This window comes from Seongchinamella unica (assembly GCF_004354085.1).
Taxonomy (GTDB): domain Bacteria; phylum Pseudomonadota; class Gammaproteobacteria; order Pseudomonadales; family Halieaceae; genus Halioglobus; species Halioglobus unicus.
Map to the genome: position 1 here is coordinate 84,759 of NZ_SMSE01000002.1, position 17,968 is coordinate 102,726.

The 17,968-nt window shown below is 57.9% G+C and carries 21 protein-coding genes; 18 read left to right on the forward strand and 3 right to left on the reverse strand.

The window, feature by feature from the left end:
• Positions 1-8 precede the first annotated feature (8 nt).
• The 9 genes from E2F43_RS07485 (at position 9) to E2F43_RS07525 (ending at position 7,478) form a co-directional block, all read left to right on the forward strand.
• On the forward strand, positions 9-1,124 hold the full coding sequence (locus E2F43_RS07485; protein WP_133211294.1) for an acyl-CoA dehydrogenase family protein: 1,116 nt from the start codon (positions 9-11) through the stop codon (positions 1,122-1,124).
• A 28-nt stretch (positions 1,125-1,152) separates the two neighbouring features.
• The gene (locus E2F43_RS07490) at positions 1,153-2,349 is read left to right on the forward strand and encodes an acyl-CoA dehydrogenase family protein (RefSeq protein ID WP_133211296.1); all 1,197 of its coding nucleotides are present in this window, start codon (positions 1,153-1,155) and stop codon (positions 2,347-2,349) included.
• Between the two features lie 138 nt (positions 2,350-2,487).
• Entirely contained in the window at positions 2,488-2,970 is a 483-nt protein-coding gene (locus E2F43_RS07495; RefSeq protein ID WP_133211298.1) for a hypothetical protein, read from the forward strand.
• Positions 2,971-2,994: 24 nt separating this feature from the next.
• Positions 2,995-3,438, forward strand: a complete 444-nt coding sequence (ohrR, locus tag E2F43_RS07500) for a transcriptional regulator OhrR (protein WP_133211300.1) — start codon at positions 2,995-2,997, stop codon at positions 3,436-3,438.
• Between the two features lie 40 nt (positions 3,439-3,478).
• Positions 3,479-4,654, forward strand: coding sequence for a saccharopine dehydrogenase family protein (locus E2F43_RS07505; protein ID WP_133211302.1), 1,176 nt, complete (start codon positions 3,479-3,481; stop codon positions 4,652-4,654).
• A 5-nt stretch (positions 4,655-4,659) separates the two neighbouring features.
• Positions 4,660-5,094: a nitroreductase/quinone reductase family protein gene (locus E2F43_RS07510; RefSeq protein WP_133211304.1), complete on the forward strand. Its 435-nt coding sequence runs from the start codon at positions 4,660-4,662 to the stop codon at positions 5,092-5,094.
• The gene (locus E2F43_RS07515; RefSeq protein ID WP_133211306.1) at positions 5,087-5,545 is read left to right on the forward strand and encodes a carboxymuconolactone decarboxylase family protein; all 459 of its coding nucleotides are present in this window, start codon (positions 5,087-5,089) and stop codon (positions 5,543-5,545) included. The genes E2F43_RS07510 and E2F43_RS07515 overlap by 8 nt, the downstream gene beginning before the upstream one ends.
• Complete coding sequence (locus tag E2F43_RS07520) at positions 5,542-6,051, forward strand: carboxymuconolactone decarboxylase family protein (RefSeq protein WP_133211308.1); 510 nt, start codon at positions 5,542-5,544, stop codon at positions 6,049-6,051. Before E2F43_RS07515 ends, E2F43_RS07520 begins: the two co-directional genes overlap by 4 nt.
• A gap of 239 nt (positions 6,052-6,290) precedes the next feature.
• Positions 6,291-7,478, forward strand: coding sequence for an amino acid aminotransferase (locus E2F43_RS07525; protein WP_133211310.1), 1,188 nt, complete (start codon positions 6,291-6,293; stop codon positions 7,476-7,478).
• A gap of 188 nt (positions 7,479-7,666) precedes the next feature.
• Here the strand turns inward: E2F43_RS07525 and rraA are convergent, their stop codons facing one another.
• Positions 7,667-8,146: a ribonuclease E activity regulator RraA gene (rraA, locus tag E2F43_RS07530; protein WP_133211312.1), complete on the reverse strand. Its 480-nt coding sequence runs from the start codon at positions 8,144-8,146 to the stop codon at positions 7,667-7,669.
• 138 nt (positions 8,147-8,284) lie between these two features.
• On the opposite strand from rraA, the gene glmS reads away from it, so the two are divergent.
• The 6 genes from glmS (at position 8,285) to E2F43_RS07560 (ending at position 13,855) form a co-directional block, all read left to right on the forward strand.
• A complete protein-coding gene (gene glmS, locus E2F43_RS07535; protein ID WP_133211314.1) occupies positions 8,285-8,698 on the forward strand; it encodes a methylaspartate mutase subunit S in 414 nt (137 codons plus the stop codon).
• Positions 8,695-10,059 carry a methylaspartate mutase gene (locus tag E2F43_RS07540; protein WP_133211316.1) on the forward strand — a complete coding sequence of 455 codons (1,365 nt, stop codon included), beginning with the start codon at positions 8,695-8,697 and terminating at the stop codon, positions 10,057-10,059. Before glmS ends, E2F43_RS07540 begins: the two co-directional genes overlap by 4 nt.
• The gene (locus tag E2F43_RS07545) at positions 10,056-11,243 is read left to right on the forward strand and encodes a glutamate mutase L (RefSeq protein ID WP_133211317.1); all 1,188 of its coding nucleotides are present in this window, start codon (positions 10,056-10,058) and stop codon (positions 11,241-11,243) included. Before E2F43_RS07540 ends, E2F43_RS07545 begins: the two co-directional genes overlap by 4 nt.
• A 4-nt stretch (positions 11,244-11,247) precedes the next feature.
• Positions 11,248-12,816, forward strand: a complete 1,569-nt coding sequence (locus tag E2F43_RS07550) for an AMP-binding protein (protein WP_133211318.1) — start codon at positions 11,248-11,250, stop codon at positions 12,814-12,816.
• An 80-nt stretch (positions 12,817-12,896) separates the two neighbouring features.
• Complete coding sequence (gene msrA / locus E2F43_RS07555; RefSeq protein WP_133211319.1) at positions 12,897-13,475, forward strand: peptide-methionine (S)-S-oxide reductase MsrA; 579 nt, start codon at positions 12,897-12,899, stop codon at positions 13,473-13,475.
• Positions 13,476-13,531: 56 nt separating this feature from the next.
• Entirely contained in the window at positions 13,532-13,855 is a 324-nt protein-coding gene (locus E2F43_RS07560; protein ID WP_133211320.1) for a hypothetical protein, read from the forward strand.
• 33 nt (positions 13,856-13,888) lie between these two features.
• Here E2F43_RS07560 and E2F43_RS07565 read toward each other — a convergent pair whose 3' ends face one another.
• Complete coding sequence (locus E2F43_RS07565; protein WP_133211321.1) at positions 13,889-14,521, reverse strand: flavin reductase family protein; 633 nt, start codon at positions 14,519-14,521, stop codon at positions 13,889-13,891.
• Complete coding sequence (locus tag E2F43_RS07570) at positions 14,518-14,898, reverse strand: thiol-disulfide oxidoreductase DCC family protein (protein ID WP_133211322.1); 381 nt, start codon at positions 14,896-14,898, stop codon at positions 14,518-14,520. Before E2F43_RS07570 ends, E2F43_RS07565 begins: the two co-directional genes overlap by 4 nt.
• Before the next feature lie 139 nt (positions 14,899-15,037).
• Here E2F43_RS07570 and E2F43_RS07575 point away from each other — a divergent pair, with 139 nt between their 5' ends.
• The 3 genes from E2F43_RS07575 to E2F43_RS07585 all read left to right on the forward strand — a co-directional run bounded on the left by E2F43_RS07575 (position 15,038) and on the right by E2F43_RS07585 (position 17,926).
• Positions 15,038-15,472 (forward strand): nitroreductase family deazaflavin-dependent oxidoreductase, encoded by a 435-nt coding sequence (locus E2F43_RS07575; RefSeq protein WP_133211323.1) that lies wholly within the window; start codon positions 15,038-15,040, stop codon positions 15,470-15,472.
• A gap of 119 nt (positions 15,473-15,591) precedes the next feature.
• On the forward strand, positions 15,592-16,953 hold the full coding sequence (locus E2F43_RS07580; protein ID WP_133211324.1) for a wax ester/triacylglycerol synthase family O-acyltransferase: 1,362 nt from the start codon (positions 15,592-15,594) through the stop codon (positions 16,951-16,953).
• A gap of 259 nt (positions 16,954-17,212) precedes the next feature.
• Positions 17,213-17,926: a YebC/PmpR family DNA-binding transcriptional regulator gene (locus tag E2F43_RS07585; RefSeq protein WP_133211325.1), complete on the forward strand. Its 714-nt coding sequence runs from the start codon at positions 17,213-17,215 to the stop codon at positions 17,924-17,926.
• The last annotated feature ends 42 nt before the right edge of the window (positions 17,927-17,968 follow it).

The following is a 17,968-nucleotide window of genomic DNA, read 5'->3' on the forward strand; positions in this document are numbered from 1 at the left end:
GAATACCAATGACTGATGCAGTAGATGATCGCTTGTTCGACCTGACGCTCACCGACGATCAGCGCATGAACCGCGATACGGTGCAGCGCTTTGCCAAAAACGATATTCGGCCGGTGGCCAAGAACGCGGACGAGTCTGCTGCAACACCGGAAGGATTTTACCAGCGCACGATGGAACTGGGTCTCGCGCTGATGCCGGTGCCGGAGGCGCTGGGCGGCGCGGGTGTCGGTCGCGCCTGTATATCCAACGCCCTGAATGCAGAAGACCTGGCCCACGGCGACCTCTCCCTCGCGCTGGGCAGCATTACGCCACTGGCATTCGTGAATACGCTACTGGATCAGGGGACGGACGCTCAGCGTGAAAAATACTTGCCGCGCTTTTGTGGTGAACACTTTGTCGCAGCCACAACCGCATTGATGGAACCGCGCGCCACCTTCGAGCCCACCGAGCCTCGAATGACGGCGAAACGGACCGATAACGGTTTTGTTCTCGATGGTGTCAAGTCGCTGGTGCCCCTGGGCGTTAGTGCTGAACTCCTGCTGGTCGTCGCGCAGCTGGCTACCGAGGGTCCTGCTGCATTTATTGTAGAGGGAACGCCGCAAGGCCTGAGTCGCGAGTTGGAATCCAATATGGGCCTGCGCGCCGTCGAAACCGCCACCTTGACGTTTGAGCAGGTTGCATTGCCTGCCGACAGCTTACTGGGTGACGGCCTGTTCGATCTGCAACGCTTTATCGATCTGTCGCGTATTGGCGTTTGTGCTCTGGCGGTGGGCACCTGTCAGGCTGTGCTTGACTATGTGGTGGACTATTGTAACGACAGGGTGGCCTTTGGTGAGCCAATCACCCATCGTCAGTCGGTAGCGTTCATGATCGCCGACATGGCGATCGAACTGGAAGCCATGCGGCTGATGACCTGGAAGGCCGCGTCCCGGGCAGAGCAGGGGATGGACTTTCATCAACAGGCCTACCTGGCCAAGGCGTTCTGCAGCGAACACGCGATGAAGATCGGCACGGACGGGGTCCAACTGCTGGGCGGCCACGGGTTCTGTCGCGAGCACCCGGTAGAGCAGTGGTACCGTAACCTGCGGGCAATTGGCATTCTTGAAGGCGTCGCCAGCGTCTAATCTGAAACTCTCAGTAGCGAGCAAAAAAATGATTAATCTGGAAATCTCAGCAGCCCACGAAGAAGTCCTGAAAAACACCAGACTGCTGGCAGAGCACATGATGCGTCCTTATTCGCGCAAATATGACCGTGAGGAGCATACCTACCCGAAAGAGATGGAAGAGGTCGCCAAGCTGCTGGGCTCGCGTCGCGGGGCGCCACAGGGATCCGCTAAGCCGGCCGACGGCAAGGTTGTAAATGGCGCCAATATGGGCGCTGTGATCGGTCTTGAAGGCTTGTGCTGGGGTGATGTTGGCTTGTTCCTGGCCATTCCCGGCAGCGGGCTGGGTAATGCGGCGATCAATGCCGTGGGCACCCCCGAGCAGCGTGACAAGTACGGCAACTCCTATGCGGCCATGTGCATTACCGAGCCGGGTACTGGCTCTGACTCGGCCAATATTTCCACGACTGCAGTGGCTGACGGTGACGAGTGGGTGCTCAACGGCGAAAAGATCTACGTCACGGACGGTGAGCGTTGCGATACACTGGTGGTTTGGGCCACTCTCGATAAGTCGCTGGGCAAGGCGGCGATCAAGTCCTTTATCGTGGAGAAGGGTACACCGGGTTGCGAGGTGGTCCGGTTGGAACACAAAATGGGCATTCGCGCATCTGACACGGCGGCCATCACCTTCACGGACTGCCGGATTCCTCGTGAAAACATTCTCGGTAGTGCAGAAGTGGCGGCAACCGCAGAGGCCCGCAAGAAGGCGTTTGGCGGTGTGATGCAAACCTTCGATAATACGCGCCCGCCGGTGGCATCCATGGCCATCGGCACCGCCAGGGCCGCGCTGGACCTGACCCAGGAAATTCTGGCAAAGGAGGGGGTTGAGCTGAAGTTCGAGAAGTCCCCGGCCAATCTTTCGGCGTTGGAGGCTGACTTGTACAGAATGGAGGCGGAATGGAACGCTGCCCGCTTGCTGGTGCACAAGGCCGCGTGGATGGCCGACAACAGGATGCCCAACTCCAAAGAGGCATCCATGTGCAAGGCCAAGGCGGGGCGAATGGGTAACCAGGTGACCCTGCGCTGCGTGGAAATGTGCCAGTCTTTGGGCTACAGCGAGAATGCGTTGCTGGAAAAGTTTGCCCGGGATTCCAAGATCCTCGATATCTTTGAAGGTACTCAGCAGATACAGCAATTGATTGTGGCACGGCAGGTGCTGGGAAAATCTTCGTCCGAGCTCAAGTAGGCCTGCAACAGCCAGCGATTGCTATAGGTGAATCCAGCGGCTGCTCGGTGGCCGTTAAATAAATTGCGCACAATATAGTTGCATGCAATTGATATATGGGCTAGTCTTTCCCCGTCATCAAAGACGGGATGTTTCGTTATGTTACTGAGCCCAATCGGCATCTTTCACACCGTACTTGGCATTGCCGCCATGCTGGCAGTGGGCGTTTTGCTTGTTCAGGACAAGCGGATCCGCTTGCAACGGCCACTGGCGCGCTTTTACCTGGGCGCCACGGTACTGACTGCCGCCAGTGCCCTGGTCATTTTCCGCCACGGTGGCCCCAACGCCGCCCACGGCCTGGCGGTATTGACCATTGTTGCTGTACTCTTGGGCATCGCGGCGTCCCGAGTAAGCTTTCTCGGCGGCCTGCAGAAGTATTTCGTTGCGCTTTGCTTCTCCGTGACTGTCCTGTTTCACCTGCTGCCTACTGCTACCGAAATACTGACCCGCTTCCCGATGGATGCCCCTATGGTCGGTTCACTGCAGGACCCCCTGCTGCTGAAGACGTTCGCTGTAATCACTTTGCTGTTCTTCATCATGTTGGCCCTGCAGATGAACTGGCTGCGCAAGCAATCCGTATAACCGGCGTTAGATTGGAGAAAACCCTTGAAAGCTGAAGAAGCGCTGCGATTTCACAACCAGGTCTGTTTTCCCTTGTATGCCGCGGCCAACGCAGTGGTGCGAGCCTACCGCCCGTTGCTGCAAGATCTGGATTTAACCTATTTGCAATACATGACGCTGATGTTGCTGTGGGAGCATAAGCAGATGAGCGTCAAGGCCCTGGGCCAGCAGATGTCACTGGACTCCGGAACGCTGACCCCATTGCTCAAGCGACTTGAGTCCAAGGGTCTGGTGAGCCGCGCCCGGGATACTGAAGACGAGCGCGTGCGCCTGATCGCGGTGACGCCAGCGGGCATGGCCCTGCGTAATAAAGCGAAAAATATACCTGGCCAACTGGCTTGTAGCCTGGGGGTGGATGCCGCCCAGGCAGAGACCATCAAACACACCTGCGAGCAGTTGCTTGCCGTGCTTGCCGACGAGCAGGCCTGAAACTTACCAGTAACCGCCTTGGCGGCAAAGGAGAATTACCATGTCCCAGCAACCCGATCTGGACATCATTGTTTATGGCGCCAGCGGCTTCACCGGCCGCCTGGTGTGTGAGTACCTGCAGGTCCAGTATGGCGTCGATGGCGATATCAAGTGGGCGATGGCGGGCCGCAGCGAGGCAAAGCTGAAGCAGGTACGCGAGGAGATGGGTATCGCTGATGCAGTGCCCCTGGTCGTTGCTGACTCCGCCGACCAGGCTTCGGTGAAGGCCATGGTTGGGCGTACCAAAGTGCTGCTGACAACGGTGGGCCCTTACCAGCTTTATGGCTCCGATATTGTGAAGGCCTGTGCCGAGGCGGGTACGGATTATGTGGACTTGTGCGGTGAACCCGGCTGGATGCATGAGATGATTGCAGCCCATAGCGATGCTGCCCGCGCCAGCGGTGCTCGCATTGTCTTCTCCTGCGGGTTTGATTCCATACCCTTCGACCTTGGTGTGTACTACCTGCAACAGCTCGCTGCGGCAGATGATCAGGCGCCATTGAACCGGGTGAAAGGTCGGGTTCGCGCAATGAATGGCAGTATGTCCGGGGGGACCCTGGCCAGTTTCAAGGCAACCATGGCCGCAGCCGGAGAAAATCCCGAACTGGTGAGTGTGTTGATGAATCCCTTTGCCCTGACCGAAGAGTTTGTTGGGCCGGAGCAGCCCTCGGGTCTTGCACCGCTGCATGAGGATGACCTGGACAGTTGGTCTGCGCCTTTTGTGATGGCGACCATTAATACCAAGAACATTCATCGCTCCAACTATCTGCAGGGTCATGCCTATGGCGCAGATTTCGTTTATGACGAGATGTTGCTCACGGGCCCCGGCGAGCAGGGCGAGGCTATCGCCAATGCGGTGGCGAGTGACAAGTCCATGGCGAAGTCGAAGCTTCAGCCGGGAGAAGGACCCAGTAAAGAGGAACGTGACAACGGCAACTACGACGTGATGTTCGTTGGTTCCAACGACTCGGGCTATCAGGTGGTGGCCAGCGTAAAAGGCGACAGGGATCCCGGTTATGGTTCTACCAGTAAAATGATTGCCGAAGCCGCGGTGTGTCTTGCCCTGAACCCTGAAGCGGCCAGCGGTGGTATTTGGACACCGGCTGCAGCACTTGGCTCGGCCTTGATCGACCGCCTGCAGGACAATGCAGGCCTCAGCTTCCAGCGTGAGGGCTAACGACAATGGCAACAGCAATTGCTCAATTTGAACAGCAGTTCTTCCGCAGGATCAACGGCGTTGTTGAACCACTGGTCTCGCGCGGCCTGGGCTCACCGGCCTGGACGCCGGCCAGCCTGATTGTGCTGGAGTCAATCGGCTTCAAAAGCGGCCAGCGCCGCCGCACACCGCTGTGGAGTTTACGCCTGGGTCCGTATCGCCTGATTTCAACCGCACGCGGCAAGCGTTCTTTCTGGGTCAAGAACCTGAAGCAGCGACCGGCCATAAATTTTTCGCTGGACGGCAGGGCAGTGGAGGCTGAAGCGATTGTCATCGCCTCCGGGTATGACAACCTCGATGACTGGGACCTCAGTCCGCTTATGAAGCGGACCCTGTCGCTGTTAAAGCAGCAGGCGGAAAGAGGCTGGGCATTTGCATTACTGGTCCCAACCGATGGCTGACATCAACGCTGATGCTGGCACCTATGCCCGGGCGACACGCAGCCTGGCGGAGATCGCGCAGCCATTTGCCGCGCTTTATCGCGCCTTCTGGACCCTGGAGTCGTTGCCCGCCGAGACCCTCGAACTGTGTCGCCTGCGACAGGCCCAACTGCTGGGGAGTGACCTGGCATGGCGCCATGAGCAGTTTGGCCTTTCTGCTCAACAGCGCGAGGATTTGAAACATTGGCCGAGCAGCCCCGTCTACTCTGACGCCGAGAAAGCCTGTCTGGAATTCACCGAGATTCACGCCATGGATGCTCGCGCCATCACCGATGCCCAGGCCGATGCGGTAAAACAGCATTACGGTGATGTGGGCCTGGTCGCATTGGTGCAGGCGTTGGGGGTGTTTGACGCGGTCACCCGACTGGGCCTGATCTGGGACCTTGAAACTCTGGAGTTGAACGCGTCATGAGCATAAAACCACGTGTACAAAGCCCCAGGTCGGACACCGGTAACCTGATTCGGGATTCCGCGCTCGGTCTGGTGCCGGAAACGTTACCACATTACCTGCAGCTTACGGTGGCGATCTGGGACAAGGGGCCGTTAACGCCGGCGGAAATTGAGCTGGCGCGGCTGCGCAATGCGGGTCACGTGGGCTGTGTAATGTGCCAGGCGGTGCGCTATGACATCGCGGTGGAGGACGGTCTCAGCGAAGAGGTGGTCAGCAGCATGCGCGCTGAAGATGGCGGCCTGACGGCGCGCCAGCAGAGCATTGTGCGGTTCGTGGATCACTACCTGCACAATCCCTCTAAACCCGATCCTGAATTACAAACTGCGCTGGATGAACAACTGAGTGAGGTGGAGCAGGTCCATCTGGCATTGTTGATGGCCTACTTCAATGGCTTTTCCCGCTGCGCGGTGGCTTTGGGTGGCATGCCAGACAGCATGCCGCGAATGGAGATCTCAGTCCCGCGATAGTGCGTGGCCGTTATTGAAGAGCAGAGAGACATGCAGAGCGATTATCTTCACATGGCCCCTTTACAGAACGCATTCGAAGTCGAGGATATCTCCGCTCTTTTGGCAGATGACAATCGACCCACGACAATGCTTCTGTTGGCCAGCAATCTTCCGCTATAATTCCCGGCCTTCGCAGCCGGTGACCTGATCGCAGGTCCTCCGGCAATGTCGATCCGTCGTGTTATCAGGTGCCTAATGCCATGTTCTCAGAACTAGAACCGCGTCCTGCGGACCCCATTCTTGGCCTTACCGTTAAGTTCAAGGCCGATAGCAACCCGAAGAAGATTGACCTCGGTGCCGGGATCTACAAGGATGCGCAGGGAAATACGCCGGTACTGGATTGCGTCAAGGCCGCGGAGCAGATCCGGTTAGACACGGAAACCAGCAAGACCTACATCAACTCCGCCGGGTCGCCCCTGTTCAACGAAAAAATGACCGAACTGATGCTGGGCGAGCACCGGGTCATCGCGGAAAATCGCATCCGCACGATCTCCACCCCGGGAGGCACCGGCGCCCTGCGAATTGCCGGCGAGTTCATCAGGGCCTGCAAGCCGGGCACCACCATCTGGGTGAGCAATCCGACCTGGGCCAATCACCAGGGCGTGTTTGCCGCCGCGGGGCTGACGGTAAAAACCTACCCCTACTACGACTATGAGAACAAGTGCCTGGACTTCGACGGCATGCTTGAAGCCCTCGGACAGGTGACCGCCGATGATGCGGTACTGATTCACGCCTGCTGCCACAATCCCAGTGGCATGGATCTGGACCAGCAGCAGTGGCAGCAAGTGGCTGAACTGGCCCGGGAAGTGGGCTTCCTGCCCGTGGTGGACATGGCTTACCAGGGCTTCGGTGAGGGGCTGGATGAGGACGCCAGTGGCCTGCGCCTGCTGGCAGATGCCGTGGACGAGATGATTATCTGCGGCTCCTGCTCCAAGAATTTTGGCCTGTATCGGGAGCGGATCGGCGCCTGTTCCATCATCGGCAGGAGCGCCGAGGCGGCGGACATCATCTACTCCGTGCTGCTGCCGACCGTGCGGGTGAACTACTCCATGCCACCGGCCCACGGCGCCGCCATTGTCGAGACCATTCTCGATTCCAGTGAACTCACCGCTCGCTGGCATGAAGAGCTCAGGGAGATGCGCGACCGCATCGGTGGTATGCGCCAGCTCCTGGTGGACAAGTTGGCAGAGAAAAGCGTGACTCGCGATTTCAGCTTTATCACCCGCCAGAAGGGCATGTTCTCTTTCCTGGGGATTGACCAGGCACAGGTGCAGCGGCTGCAGGAGGAGAACAGTATTTATATTGTCGGCTCCAGCCGGATCAGTATTGCGGCAATTGCCCCGGATAACGTGGACTACCTGGCGGAGAGTATAGCGCGGGTGTTGTAGCTTCCCGCCATCCCGTCATTCCCGCCACCCCGTCATTCCCGCCACCCCGTCATTCCCGCGAAAGCGGGAATCCAGTGTCTCCAAAACGGCAGCTGTCTCCACCGTCGCTGGATCCCCGCCTGCGCGGGGATGACGGGAGGGGAACTCCTGAACGACGGTATGGGTAGTCGAGTATCGTGACGCAGGGCCTAATCCACCTGCTGCGGACAAACAATCACCCCGTCCCGGTCCGCGTACAGGTACGCTCCGGGCCTGAACTCAACGCCGCCAAAGTTGAGCACCGCACCGCGTTCCCCGGTGGTAACCGGAATATACTTGCGCGAACAGGTGCCCAGCGCGAACAGCGCCACCGGAATGTCCGCGATCTGCAGGGTATCGCGCACATAGCCATTGATGACGATGCCACTGTAATGGTTCTGGTGGGCGAACTTCATCAGGTTCTCACCCACCACCGCGTAGTAGGCCGCATCCACATCCACCACCACTACCTTGCCACTGCCGTCTTCATCCCGTAACAGGGTGATCAGGTCGGAGTTGTTCCGGTCGAGCTTTATGGTGATAATCTCGCCCCGGCATTTTTCCGCGCCACCGTAGTTTTGATAGCCGGGGCCCAATACGTTGGCCTTGTCGCTGTGTTCGTCACAGATGTCGGCGGTGAAAAATGCCATGGAGAATCCTCTCAACTGATGTTCGCGGGGGAATTCTAGCACCGCGACCCCGTATTCGGCATAAACTTTTGATAGTATTACGTTTTATGGCGCGTTGGCAGAGCTGGCAACGCGCCGGATAACCAGGCAGCAAAGCACATGAAGGTAGTAACCGGCGTAGTGGGTAACGACATCCACGTGGTCGCCAACCGACTGATTGACCTCTCCCTGCGCGCCAGGGGCTACGAGGTCTACAACCTCGGGGTAAACACCCACCTGGAGGAATTTTTTGATGCGGTGGTGGAAACCGGCGCGGAGGTATTGATGATCTCCTCGCTCAACGGTGAAGCCGAGGGCTGGGGCCGGGAGGTCCGGCTGCTCAAGTCGAGGTACAAGACCCTGGACGATGTGGTCCTGATGATTGGGGGTAACCTGGTTGTCGGTAGTGGCGACCCCGAGGAAATCGTTGCCCGTTACAAGAACTATGGTTTCGACCTGGTATGCCACCAGGTGGATCTCAATACCGGGCTGGATATGTTGCAGGAACTGGTCGACCAGAGGTTTCCAGCGTGAGCCTGCTGCAGGAAGAGAGGGAAATCATACTCAGCAACGAGTATGTGGACAGTTTCGATTTTGCCGAAGTCGCAGAATTTGTCAGCAACGCCAGCAAGGAACTGTTTATCTCCCACCATTTTGCCCGCAAGAACAAAATGCTGGTGCAGCCCCGGGGCGGCTTTCCCACCTACCAGCAGCAATTCGCGCTGTATGAGTACTTTGTCGATGCCAACGTCGACGTGTTGCCGCTGACCATCGACTCCAACACCCGCCTGAACGACTATGCAACCGCCAAGAAAATGCTGCGGCTCAGCGAAGAGAACGATATGGATATGCTCAACGGCTATCCACTGGTGACACATGGCTATCGCACGACCCGCAAGATGATCACCCATTTCGACAAGCCGGTGAGCCTGCGCCACGGTACGCCGGACGCGCGGCTGCTGATCGAGACGGCCATTGCCTCGGGTATCTTCGAGATCGAGGGCGGACCCATTACCTACCTGTTGCCGTACTCCAAGAATTTCCCGCTGGACAAGGCGTTCCTGTACTGGAAATACGTTGAGCGGGTGTGCGCGAATTATTCCCAGCTCAATGAGCCCATTAACCGTGAATCCTTTGGCCCACTGACCGCGACCCTGGTGCCGCCATCGATCACCATTGTTATTCAACTGCTGGAAATGCTGTTGTCGCTGGAGGAGGGGGTGAAGTCATTCTCCGTGTCTTTCGCCCAGCAGGGGTCGATGAACCAGGACATTGTGACCGGCGCGGTACTGAAAAAACTCGCCCGCCACTACGCCGGAGAAATCGACTGCGGCGATGCGGCCATCAACCTGGTCTACCACCAGTGGATGGGGGCTTTCCCCACCAACCAGGATTACGCCGACCAGTTGATCAACCTGTCCACGGTGATTGCCGCCATGGTGGGTGCCGACAAGATTATCACCAAGACGCGACAGGAGGCCACCGGTATTCCCACCAAGGAGGCCAATGCCAAGACCGTGGCCGATACCCAGTACTGCCTGCGTATTCTCAACGGCCTGCCGAATGTGGTCGATGAGGAAGAGGAAGAGATGCTGACCCTGCAGGTCACCGCAATCATGGAGGCGGTCTTCAACGATCCTGCAGATACCCTCTGGCGCAAGGTGTTTAACTGTATCAAGAATGGGATTATCGATGTCCCGTTTTCGCCGCATATTATTAACCAGAATGAAATGATCACCATCCGTGATGCCGGCAAGAATATTCGCATCATTGAACGGGGCAATGTCCCCATTCCGGATCGTTGTTACGAGTACGATAAATCCCGTTGTGACCTCAGCAAGGACACCACCAGTATCGTCAACGATATCATTCACGATATAGGTATCATGCAATGAGCGGGGCGGATAACAGGTTGCTGATCGACGTGGGCAGTACCTATTTCAAGCTGTGCACGCCGGACAGCATCGAGCAACACTTCCGCGATTTCAATCGCGATATTCTCGAAGACCTGCGCAACAAGTGCGGCGATACGCTGGAGCGCTTCGGCAAGGACGAGGTCTACATCTGTTCTTCTGCCAACGGTGGACTGAGCACCCTCATTATCGGCGTTACCCAGTCCTTTTCCCTCAAGTATGCGACCAATATCGCCTTCAATGCCGGCATCAATATTATCGATACCATTCTGTTCCAGAATATCGAGGAATATTCTATTCCCAGCGATCTCATCGACGTGGTGATTATTGTCGGCGGCGTGGATTCCCACTCGGGTCTGTTCTCACCGGCGCTGTATGACTATGTGGGCCAATTGCGATACTCAAATGCAGTGTTTGTCGGATCGGCACAGGATGCGCAGCAGGTCAGCCGGAATATCGATCACCTGGTCGTGTTGCCCAATGTCATTGACGATCGCCTGCACATCGTCGAGGAACACCTGAAGGACTACCTGACCAATCTCTACCAGCAGGATATTGAGGGTAAGGAGGACATCAAGAACCTCTACCAGATTACCTCCAACCAGATTTTCTCAACGCCTTATATTGTCAACCGGGCGCTGCCCCACATCGAGAGCCGGGTGTCGGTTGCCAACCCCTTCATACTGCTGGATATTGGTGGCGCCACCACTGATATTCACTATTCCAAGGACCTTGTGGACGAAAATATCGTCACTGAAAACGAGTACGACCGGCTGGTGTTCAAACGCCTGGGAGTGTACAAGTCGCGGCAGTCGCTGGTGCTGGCCGCCCAGGCCAACGAGTTTGTCTATGAACTGCTGATGCACCTGGGCGCTACCGAGAATATTTACAACGAGGACAGTGACAAGGCCACTCGCATCCTGATGCAACTGGCTATCTTCCTGGTGTTGTACAAGATGTCGCCCTACGGTGAGGCCTACATCAGCCTGAAATTACTGGCCATCAACTCCATTGTTCTCACCGGCGGCATTACCAAGGTGCTGACGGTCGAGGAAATCCAGACCATTATCGCGTTCTTCTATCGCAAGATTCTGAGCTCGGACCATAATCCGGTTGCCGTTCTGGACAGCAACTACGATATCTGGACCCTGGGCACAAAGGTATAACGTTATGTCGATCAACTGCATCCGCTCCATTCTCGAAGGCGCCGTCGAAACCCACAGCGACAAGACCGCTCTGATCTTCAACGGCAAACGGATCAACTACGGCGAGCTGTTCAGCCGGGTTAACCAGGTGGCCTGCTACCTGGATGAACTGGGGCTGCCCAAAAACGCCCGTGTCGGGGTGTATTCCAACAAGGGCATGGAGCAGGTGATCGCGATACTGGCGATTCTGTCTACCGATTATGTGCTGGTGCCGCTGACCCGACTGCTCAAGCCGGAGCAGGTGGAATACATCATCAACGACTGCGGTATCCGCTGCATCATTACCGACCGTATCAAGCTCGAAAGCATTGAGGAAATCGAGTTTGACGGTAAGGTGATTTCCTACGAGAGCGTCGGCAGGGATGTGGATTCCTTCGAGGAAATCTACAAGTACTACAACAAGCCCTACAGCTGCGATATCAGCGGCCACAATAACGCGGTGATCACCTATTCCTTCGGTTTGACCGGTACGCCCAAGGGCATTGTGATCTCACACCGCAACCTGATCGATTCCGCACGGGTGGTGTCCCAGTATCTCAAGCTGGAAGAGACTGACGTCATATCCGGCATCCTGCTGTTCAACCTCGACTACGGCCTCAACCAGATTTTCTGTGCACTGTACAAAAAGGCCACCCTGGCCCTGCACCGCTTTATTCTGCCGGATGATTTTTTCAATCACCTGATCGATGACGAGGTGACCATACTGCCGCTGATGCCGGTGAATATTTCCCAGATGTTCGATGATCCCGGCCAGCGCCTGCCCAGCCCGGAGCTGTTCGACAAATTGAGGATCATTACGTCCTCCGGTGGCAATGTGACCGAACGGATGATTAATGACTGTGAACGGGCCTTTCCCCGTGCCCGGTTCTTTTCCATGCATGGCCTGACCGAGGCCTTCCGGTCCACTTATCTGGATCCGTCGCAGGTGAAGATTCGACCGGACTCCATCGGCAAACCCATACCGGACGTGGAACTGTACGTCATCAACGAGCAGGGCCGGGAGTGCGCACCGCGGGAAGTGGGCGAATTGATTCACCGTGGCGGCTATATTTACCGGGGGTTCTGGAACGGCCCGCAGGAAAACGCGCAGCGCTTCAAGTCGATAGAGATTCTCAAGGATGTGATCGACCTGGAGGGCCAGTTGACGGATGAGATCGTGGTGGCCTCCGGCGATTACGTCTACAAGGACGAAGAGGGGTATTTCTATTTCGTGTCACGTCACGATGACATGATAAAAACCCGCGGTTTCCGGGTGTCACCCTATGAGATCGAATCCGTGGTGCGTAAAAACCTGCCGCAGATAGACCAGAGCGCGGTTTTCTCCATAGAGAATGAGCTGATTGAGGAGGAAATTGTGCTGGTGTACTCCTCGGCTCATGAAATCCCCGAGGAGGAAATCCTGTTCGAGCTGAAGCAACACCTGGCCTCCTACATGATCCCCAGCAAGATTGTTTACCGGAAGTCGCTGCCACTGGTGCAGAGCGACAAGAACCGGGTCAACAAGGAAGCACTGAAGCGGGAAATAACCGGCTGAGGCCCCCCCGGGCTTAAAGCCACTGAACGCAATCTGCGGCTCGCTGTCTATCTGTAGACCATAGACAGGGAGATACTGTAATGCGTCGTCTTTTCTTCGCCAGCCTGTTGGCTCTGGCCAGCCTGAGCGCCAGTGCCGGAACAGCAACCGCCCAGTTTGCCGGGGGCTGTTTCTGGTGCATGGAGTCCGACTTCCAGGACAGGGAAGGGGTGATAGACGTCATTTCCGGCTTTACCGGGGGCACCCTGAAAAATCCCACCTACAAAGGTAACCACGAGGGACACTTCGAGGCAATCCAGGTCAGCTACGATCCCGAGGTGATCAGTTACCGGGAACTGCTGGATCTGTTCTGGCTGAGCATCGACCCCTTCGATAATACCGGTCAATTCTGCGACAAGGGCTTCAGCTATCGCAGCGCCGTTTTCCCGGCCAACGCTGAGGAGAAGGCACTGGTTGAGCAGTCCCTGGCGGCGATAGAGGCACGTTTCCCTGGGCAAAAGGTCTACACGGAAGTGCGTGATGCCGGCCGATTCTGGCCGGTGGAGGAGTATCACCAGGATTACTATCTGAAAAACCCCGTACGATACAAGTATTACCGCTGGAATTGCGGCAGGGACCAGCGCCTGGAGGAAATCTGGGGCGCCGCTGCGACGCACTGACAGCCAGCACGTGAATTGCTAGTCTCGGAGGGTGGAGTCACACAGGCAGGTCAATCATGGCGGAGAAGCAGTTTGAGTACGGCCCTGTGGCCAGGGGTGTCTACATGGCGCTGTTGTACTTTGTGTTTCTGGTCGGCTGGCTGGCACCGGGTTGGCTGTTTCCCTACGCAGCCTTCCTTATTTTTCTAGGTCTGGGTCTGCGGCCCTTACTGGAATGGACAGGCCTGGCGCAGCGCTGCCAGGACATGACTGCTACGATCGGTGACTGGCGTTATCGCAAACGCAACCGACAACGGCGAATGGAAATAGCACGCAGGGAAAGGGACAGGAAATATCGGTATTCTCATTACCGTGACCCCCGGCTGCCACCCAACTGGTAGCGTTTCCCGGCGTCAATGCGCAAACACTGCCCTCTACCCGATTTCTCTGGGAGGGAGGTCAGGCTTGGCGTAGGCCATGCGTTTGTGCAGCCGCACCGTGTGGTATCGATCCAGGCCCGACAGGGCCACGCTGTCGGCGGTGGCAAGGTCAACCGACCCGTCCTCGCCCATGCTGGCGTCCGGCAACTCCAGCGCCAGAATCTCACCGATCAGGAAGTGGGTGCCATTGATCTCCAGCGGCAGATGTTCGCGCAGGCGCATGGCCATTTTGACCCGGGCCTCAGCGACCAGCGGTGCCTTGAAATCGGGCCACCACTGGGGGGTGAGTCCGGTCGCCTCAAATTCGCTGGTGTCCCGGTCGTAGCGCGCCGCGGTCTGGTGGGATTGGGCAACGATGTCCGCGCTGACGTGATTCAGGCTGTAGCAGCCGCTGGCGAGAATGTTGGCCAGTGTGTGCCGCTCGTCGCCCCCAGGGCGGATGACCAGCCCCAGCAGGGCCGGATTCGAACCCAGGTGAACGGCGGAGCTCATGATGGCCAGGTTGCAGCGCCCCTCGCTGCTGACGGTGCCTACCAGGTTGGCTGACTTGAAACCCGACAGTGAATTGACCAGGGCCGCCCGTTGCCGGTCCGGCATGGCCTGCAGGTTATCGCTGGTGACTTTCATTGCTGTTGGTTCCCGTTGTTACCGTAGAGCCGCCGGTAACGCCACCGCGCCCACCAGCGATACACCGCATCGGCCACCGGCTTTACCACTGGCCAGCGCATCCAGCCGACCAGGTGGCGGTAGCGGGTGCCCTGCCAGGCCGCAACGTTGGCGTCTACGCCGGTCAGTAGCCTGCCCTCAGCGGTTTTCAGGTGCAGGTTGCGCAGCAGGGTGTCCCGATCCGGCAGCCCGCGGAAATCGTCTAGCTGGTGGATATCCTGCAGGCGCAGGCCGGTGTCCTTGAACTCGGCAAGGCGGGCCATCTCGCGGGTGCAGAGAGAACAATGGCCATCGTAGTAGAGCGTGGACTGTGCACAGTGTTGTCTGTTGTTTTCCATGCTGGTTGTACGGGCTGACCGTCATTATGGATTGCCGCGGCAGGCATGAAACAGAGCCAACTGCGCCAACAGCGGGGTTCCGATTCCTCGTCTATAGTTTAGAGTCTGATGATCATCGCAATGAATAAGAGGTAAGAAAATGACTGAGTATATTCCCCCGACGCTGGACTGGGTGCGCGAGCAGGTCGAACTCTATGAGGGCAGCGGCGGTACCGAAGGCTACTTGCTGGAGGGCACTGACATGCCCTGCATTATCGTCACCCACAAGGGAGCAAAGACCGGCGGGATACGAAAAATTCCTTTGATGAGAGTGGAAGTCGATGGTTGCTATGTGCTGATCGGCTCCATGGGTGGTCAGCCCAGGGATCCGGCCTGGGTCAACAACCTGCGGGCCCATCCCGAGGTCACCGTGCGCGACCGCACCGAGGTGTTCGAGATGCGCGCAAGGGAAGTGACTGACCCTGAGGAAAAGGCCCGTTTGTGGGCGGCCGGCGTCGAGGCTTATCCCCCTTATGATGAATACCAGGCCAAAACCTCGCGGGTCATTCCCGTTTTCCTGGCGGAGCCGCGTTGAGCGTTGCCCTCATCCCGGGAAAATGGCCTGGACATTGATCCAGTCGCTATCCAGGGAGCACGATTAGCGCTACGTTTATCGAGATTCCCAACGTAATCAGTAAGACGGCTGCTACCACCATGGAAAAATTGAGCGCCCAGGACCAGGGCTTTCTGAAAATGGATACGCCCCGCTGCCCCTTCCACGTGGCGGGACTGATGATTCTAAAAATTCCGGAAAATGCGCCCCGCAATTACATCCGGGGGCTGGTCACGAAATGTGGCCGGCTCAACGAGCTGTGGCCGGCCTTCAATCGCAAACTGCGCGACCCGGATGACCTGTCCGGGGCCGTCTGGATTGAGGCCGATGACTACGTGCCCGAGCGTCATGTCTACCACTACGCGCTGCCGGCGCCGGGGCGGATGCAGGACCTTGTCGCGCTGGCGACCCGCGCGCACGAGCGACCGATGGACCGCTCCCGCCCGCTCTGGGAAGTGCACGTCGTGGAGGGTCTGGGCGCCAACCGCTTCGCCATTTACTGCAAGGTGCACCACGCCGTGGTGGATGGTGTCGGTGCCATGCAAATGCTGCAGGGCCTGTTCAGCACCTCGCCCCGGGCACACCTGGAATTCTCGCCCAACGAGCAGCAGGTGACCACCGCCCGCAACTCATCGCTGCTGAAACAACTGGGGACCATGCGCAGGGGCCTGCTGCGCCAGTATCGCGCGATCCCCGAATTGTCGCGACTGCTGGCGCACATGGGCGCCGACGCGATCGGTGGACGCACCGACGCCATGCGGCTGCCGTTTACCGCGCCAAGAACGCGGTTCAACCGGGAAATCGACTCCCGGCGGGCTATCGTACTCTGTGAGCTGCCGCTGGGGCCGGTCAAGGCCATGGCCCGCAAGGCCGGGGGGTCGGTTAACGATGTCTTGCTGGCCGTATGCGGGGGAGCACTGAGGGCCTACCTGTTGGCGCAAAATGAGCTTTACCGCAGTTCACTGGTGGCCGGGATGCCCGTATCCCTGAAAAGTCACGCCGACGATGCCGGCAATAAACTGAGCTACATCATTGCGCCATTTTTCACCAACGAGCCAGACGCCCTGAAACGTCTGCAGAGGGTGGTCAAGGTAACCGCCAAAGCCAAGGCGGAATTGTCGCAGATGTCCACTGCGGCGGCGGAAGATTACTACGCGCTGATCATGGCCCCGACCATCCTGCTGACCCTGACCGGGAACGCCACCCGGGTGCGTCCGGTTATCAACGCGATTTTTTCCAATGTGCCCGGCAGCCGGGAAAAACTCTACCTGGAAGGGGCGGAACTGGAGTCCATCTACCCGCTGTCTATCGTCACCGACGCGATGGGACTCAACATTACCGTGCTCAGCCACGTCAACAAGCTGTGTATTGCGGTCGCCAGTTGCCCCAGGGACCAGCCGGATATCGAGTCCCTGGGTCCCTTGCTGAAGCAAAGTTACCGCGACTTGCGGGCGGCCCTGTAGCATGACCTGACGACAGCTTCACAGTTCACTGTCGTTGCCCCATTCGCTGATGGAGGCACACCCATGCTGACAGATAACGAATTCCTGGCCCGTTTCGAAGCCCCGAGCCTGCCTCACAGGCGCACCAGGGTGTTCTCCGATCCTTCAGCGTTCCTGCTGAAGAGATTGCCGCTATTCGCCAGCGATCACGAGAGTCGGGTTAGCTGGCCAAAATTAGCGGTATTTCGGCTATAATCGCCCCTTTTTGCAGGAGTATCCCATGGGCAGAGCCTACCAGAACCGCAAGGAATCCATGGCCAAGACCTCGGACCAGAAGGCCCGGGTCTACAGCAAGCATGCGCGGGTGATCTATGTCACCGCCAAGCAGGGTGGCGTGGACCCTGACGGCAACCTGGCCCTGCGCTCCGCCATCGAGCGGGCGAAGAAAGACCAGGTCCCCAGCCATGTGATCGACAAGGCCCTGGATAAGGCCAAGGGTAGCGCTGGTGAGGATTTCGCTCCTGCGCGCTACGAGGGTTTCGGTCCCGGTGGCTGTATGGTCATCGTCGATTGCCTCACCGACAATCCCAACCGCACTATCGGCGACGTGCGCCAGTGCTTCACCAAGACCAGGGCCAAGATCGGTACCCCGGGCAGTGTCAGTCATTCCTTCGACCACAGCGCGATTTTCGTCTTTGAGGGTGAAGACGAGGAGGGTGTACTCGAGGCCCTGATGATGGCGGATGTGGATGTTGAGGACATCGAGTGCGAAGGCGGCAGGATTACCGTATTTGCCCCGCACACGGAATTCGCCAAGGCCCGCCAGGCACTTAACGAGGCGCTGGGCGACATCGATTTCGAGGTTGAGGAAATCCAGTTTGTTCCCCGGGAAACGTCCCCGATTCCCACCGAAGACGAGCCCATGTTCGAGAAATTCCTGGAAATGCTCCAGGACGTGGAAGACGTGCAGAAGGTCTACCACAACGTCGGTTGATTGTGTTTTGTGCAGATAGCGCCTGACAATTGCGCAATTGGG

Coding starts and splice junctions, on each gene's coding strand:
- E2F43_RS07550 (WP_133211318.1), top strand. CDS start 11,248: ATGTCGATCAACTGCATCCGCTCCATTCTCGAAGGCGCCGTCGAAACC.
- E2F43_RS07580 (WP_133211324.1), top strand. CDS start 15,592: ATGGAAAAATTGAGCGCCCAGGACCAGGGCTTTCTGAAAATGGATACG.
- E2F43_RS07495 (WP_133211298.1), top strand. CDS start 2,488: ATGTTACTGAGCCCAATCGGCATCTTTCACACCGTACTTGGCATTGCC.
- E2F43_RS07505 (WP_133211302.1), top strand. CDS start 3,479: ATGTCCCAGCAACCCGATCTGGACATCATTGTTTATGGCGCCAGCGGC.
- E2F43_RS07485 (WP_133211294.1), top strand. CDS start 9: ATGACTGATGCAGTAGATGATCGCTTGTTCGACCTGACGCTCACCGAC.
- E2F43_RS07560 (WP_133211320.1), top strand. CDS start 13,532: ATGGCGGAGAAGCAGTTTGAGTACGGCCCTGTGGCCAGGGGTGTCTAC.
- E2F43_RS07490 (WP_133211296.1), top strand. CDS start 1,153: ATGATTAATCTGGAAATCTCAGCAGCCCACGAAGAAGTCCTGAAAAAC.
- E2F43_RS07520 (WP_133211308.1), top strand. CDS start 5,542: ATGAGCATAAAACCACGTGTACAAAGCCCCAGGTCGGACACCGGTAAC.
- E2F43_RS07585 (WP_133211325.1), top strand. CDS start 17,213: ATGGGCAGAGCCTACCAGAACCGCAAGGAATCCATGGCCAAGACCTCG.
- E2F43_RS07565 (WP_133211321.1), bottom strand. CDS start 14,521: ATGAAAGTCACCAGCGATAACCTGCAGGCCATGCCGGACCGGCAACGG.
- glmS (WP_133211314.1), top strand. CDS start 8,285: ATGAAGGTAGTAACCGGCGTAGTGGGTAACGACATCCACGTGGTCGCC.
- E2F43_RS07525 (WP_133211310.1), top strand. CDS start 6,291: ATGTTCTCAGAACTAGAACCGCGTCCTGCGGACCCCATTCTTGGCCTT.
- E2F43_RS07545 (WP_133211317.1), top strand. CDS start 10,056: ATGAGCGGGGCGGATAACAGGTTGCTGATCGACGTGGGCAGTACCTAT.
- E2F43_RS07575 (WP_133211323.1), top strand. CDS start 15,038: ATGACTGAGTATATTCCCCCGACGCTGGACTGGGTGCGCGAGCAGGTC.
- rraA (WP_133211312.1), bottom strand. CDS start 8,146: ATGGCATTTTTCACCGCCGACATCTGTGACGAACACAGCGACAAGGCC.
- E2F43_RS07570 (WP_133211322.1), bottom strand. CDS start 14,898: ATGGAAAACAACAGACAACACTGTGCACAGTCCACGCTCTACTACGAT.
- msrA (WP_133211319.1), top strand. CDS start 12,897: ATGCGTCGTCTTTTCTTCGCCAGCCTGTTGGCTCTGGCCAGCCTGAGC.
- E2F43_RS07510 (WP_133211304.1), top strand. CDS start 4,660: ATGGCAACAGCAATTGCTCAATTTGAACAGCAGTTCTTCCGCAGGATC.
- E2F43_RS07515 (WP_133211306.1), top strand. CDS start 5,087: ATGGCTGACATCAACGCTGATGCTGGCACCTATGCCCGGGCGACACGC.